The 3685-nt window shown below is 38.7% G+C and carries 4 protein-coding genes; 3 read left to right on the forward strand and 1 reads right to left on the reverse strand.

Features of this window, described 5'->3' with window-relative positions; translation table 11 throughout:
* The first annotated feature begins 780 nt into the window (after positions 1–780).
* The 3 genes from AB1414_17440 to AB1414_17450 all read left to right on the forward strand — a co-directional run bounded on the left by AB1414_17440 (position 781) and on the right by AB1414_17450 (position 3238).
* Positions 781–1395 (forward strand): hypothetical protein, encoded by a 615-nt coding sequence (locus AB1414_17440; protein MEW6609199.1) that lies wholly within the window; start codon positions 781–783, stop codon positions 1393–1395.
* An 8-nt stretch (positions 1396–1403) separates the two neighbouring features.
* Positions 1404–2924 carry a hypothetical protein gene (locus AB1414_17445; protein MEW6609200.1) on the forward strand — a complete coding sequence of 507 codons (1521 nt, stop codon included), beginning with the start codon at positions 1404–1406 and terminating at the stop codon, positions 2922–2924.
* Positions 2925–3109: 185 nt separating this feature from the next.
* Positions 3110–3238 carry a glycosyltransferase gene (locus AB1414_17450; GenBank protein MEW6609201.1) on the forward strand — a complete coding sequence of 43 codons (129 nt, stop codon included), beginning with the start codon at positions 3110–3112 and terminating at the stop codon, positions 3236–3238.
* 55 nt (positions 3239–3293) lie between these two features.
* Here AB1414_17450 and AB1414_17455 read toward each other — a convergent pair whose 3' ends face one another.
* Positions 3294–3587, reverse strand: a complete 294-nt coding sequence (locus tag AB1414_17455; protein ID MEW6609202.1) for a hypothetical protein — start codon at positions 3585–3587, stop codon at positions 3294–3296.
* Between the last annotated feature and the right edge of the window lie 98 nt (positions 3588–3685).

The following is a 3685-nucleotide window of genomic DNA, read 5'->3' on the forward strand; positions in this document are numbered from 1 at the left end:
CTCCAAATGTCGATAAAAAGAATGTATTCATCTCTCATCCTCCTTTATTGAGATTTGTTACTATTCTCTTTATCGGCAGGATGAGAGATTTTTTTTAGCTTTTTTTCAAAAATTCACGAAACTCCAGCTGTAACAAGATCATCTATTCATTTTGCCATGCTGAATCCTGTATTCGACGGTTCGCGTATTACTAAAGAAATCGGATTCTCTTATACTGACCCTGAAAAGACCTTGAAAGATTGCGTGGAATATTTGATACAAAACCAGTTACATAAAAAAGTATCTTAAGGAGTTATAGTTGATTCCCTGCGAATACGTTTATAATGTCAAATTCAGATTAGAAGGCGCCTGCAAATCCTGCAATAAAGGATTTACACGGAAAAGTATATATACTCTGAATGATACGATTCCTAAGGCACTTTGCCCTTTTGCGTATTTTTCCATAATCCCGTATTGGGTTTCGTTTACTCAGGGAGCATGGTTTCGATGGAGAGAAAAAAAGAACGATGTTTTATGTCAGTGCCCTAAAGCCGGAGGAATTGTTTTTCTGGTCAGGCATATTGATACGATTATTGAAGCTGAAGTTATTAATACAGGTGATAAAATCTGTCCTTGCAAATACAGCGTTGGAGACAAATTCAATATACAGGTAAATGAATTCTGTCCGGCTCTTTTTCCGTCATTATGGTCAAAAATAGAGCTTTTCAGCGCTCAAGCGATACAGGAATTAGATATAGAATGTTCGATTTCTCCGAATTCCTTAAAAATTCGAAAGGTTAAATGAAAAAAGATATTTGTTGTTCATTATTGAACGATACGGCTGAATCCTTAAAAGTTCAGGTTTGCGATTTTAAACATACTTGTTTCTTTTGCCGGACTAGAGGAGAAAAATTTAGTATCCATGAAATGGTCCCTGAAGGAATGTGCCCTGATCTCTTCTTCCAGATTTACCCGCAATACCTGGGGCTTCTATATGATGGATGCCCGGGTTTGGAAAAAGGGAAATTGAGAGAAGCACTTTTATACTGTCCGGGAAATAAAGCAAAAACGCTGCTTTGGCGAATAACGTCGAAAAAATTGCCACTAAGCCTTGTTATAAATATTGCGGATAAGATATTCCGGTTTATAGGGAAACCCAAAGATTTATTTGATCGCAAGATAGTTCTTGAACTTATTGATACAAAAGGCGTCTGTCCCCGCGGCTATCAGGGTAAAGTAAAGTTTGTTTTTAATCAGTATTCCCATATATGGGGCAGGCGTTTCTTCTGTCCAGCCGTGTTCTATACCTTATACCCGTTTTTGTTAGCAAACGAACAAAAAGGGCATATTCAAATACAATGCCCTGCAGATTATACTTCAATTGTCTTTGAAATATCCAGAAGCACCGAAGAATAGAGGGCTTAATGAAAAGAGCGCTGTTTTCACTCTATGATACAACAAATGCTGCCAGATATGCGCAGGACCTGGTGGAACTTGGATGGACGATAATCGCGTCAAAAGAGACCGTCGAGATTCTCTCCAAAAAACAAATACCTGTTACCGAGATTGCGGATTTCACTTCTGTTAAAGAGAATTACGGGTTTCCTCCGACTCTGCATCCAAAGGTAGAGTACTGCCTTACTGCTGGAGACGCAAATGAGCGCATAGATCTGGTATATGTAATCAATTATCCATTGTCTATAGGCAATGATATCGGTGGAAGGACACTTCTTGCTCTTGCTGCTAAAGGAAATAGAATTCCTGTTATTTCCATTGAAGATATGGAAGTAGTTGTAAATGAGATAAAACAATACGGCGAACTGTCAAAATCCCTGCACACAAATCTTTTGGATAAAACAAACGCTCTAATATCATGGCATTATTTCAATCTTATCAAAGAAAAGCAGAAGTATGACGCGGTATTCGGAGAGCATACTTACGAGCTTATGAACGGAGAAAACCCATATCAAATCCCGTCCAGTTATTTTTCATCAAAAACAGACGACGGATTATCTTTAAGCAGTTTCAACCAGGTATCAGGAGAATGTCCTTGTTTTACGAATCTGGCTGACTGCGACTGTATTGTTCATTCTCTCTGTCTTTCCAGCGAAGCGTTCAGGAAGCAGTACGGTAAAACACCTTATATCTGTATAGCTGCCAAACACGGCAACTCTTGCGGCTTTGCTATTGATTGGGATTCTCCTGCAAAAGCCCTTGATAAAGCGCTTTTTGGAAATGCTCTTGCTATATGGGGAGGTGAAGTCATAACGAATTTTGAGATCGATGAAGAACTATCTAATAAAATGTTCAAAAGTTCTGAAAGGGAAAAACTCCTTGGCAATGCCGCATGGATGCTTGATATTATCCTTGCCCCGCATTTTACCAAAGAAGCAATTGATATTTTAGGCAAGAGAAAACAACGTAAAGTTTTGGAGAATCCATTCTTATCGTCGCCATTCCTAAGCCCATCTTTATGGTCTTACCGTTTTGTGCGTGGAGGGTTCTTGAGGCAACCGCCACTCAATTATATTTTGAATCTAAAAGAAGCTGAATTCAGCGGCTGCCGGTCAACTGAAAATGATATTGATTCATTAATCATAGCATGGGTAACCGCTTTTAGTTCGAATCATGGGGGAAATGAAGTTGCTATAGCAAAAGACGCCTCGCTTATTAGTTGTGGAGGCGGCCCTTCGACCGTAGACGCAGCTCAAATAGCGGTTTTTAAGGCCAACAATCTAAAAAAGGATTTGAAGAATTCTGTTTTTGCGGCTGACGCATTCTTCCCGTTTACCGATGCTCCTGAATTATTAATCAACTCTGGCGTCCGTGCCGGCATCGTACCGGCAGGTGGCAAAGAAATAGAAAATATAAAGAATTTCCTTAAAAAGAATAATGTCAGTATGTATTATTTACCTGAGCAGTACCGAGGGTTCTGCCGTCATTAGAAAGAATAAATGAACAGGAGAGTTAGAATGAAGGAAAAATCTAATTGCTTATTATCTATAGTAATCCCTGTTTTTAACGAAGAAGACAATATCAATTCCATGTATTCAAGGATTACTGATATTCTAAAAAACATACTTATGAAATTATTCTTGTAAACGATGGAAGCACTGACAATTCTATATCCTTGGAAGATAACAAAGTAAAATTAATTAGTTTTACAAGAAACTTTGGCCATGAGGCTGCAAATACTGCTGGTGTTGAATATGCTAAAGGAGATGCTGTTATTGTTATAGATGCAGATTTGCAGTCATGAAGAGTAAAAAATCTTCGCACAAAAACTCCTAAATAGCAAAATAAATAGGGTGTGGCTACTTTTGGACGACGCCCAAAAGAGGCCTCCACTTCCCTTTTGGATGTAGTCTTTCTTGATCCTTCTGGATATGGAAAGACCAATAATCTTCAAAATCGCCACTTAGATATATAGCCCTCATTTTCAACATAGCCTCAGCCATATCTTCTGTCCATCTCATACCAGATCGTTCCATCCTATCTTTGACAAGATTCTTACAAGCACCTTCTACAGAACCACTGGCAATTGGCATCCCTTGACTCAGATACTCATTGTGGGATAGTGGGGTCACATCTTGACAGGCTGTTGACATATCTTTTCAGCGGTATAACGGGGGTGAATATTACACAACCTCTTGAGAATTAAGGACTTGGAGTGAATGCAATGCTGGTGCAAATTTTTATTTATAAT

It is taken from the genome of bacterium (genome assembly GCA_040755795.1).
Lineage (GTDB): Bacteria > UBA9089 > CG2-30-40-21 > CG2-30-40-21 > SBAY01 > JBFLXS01.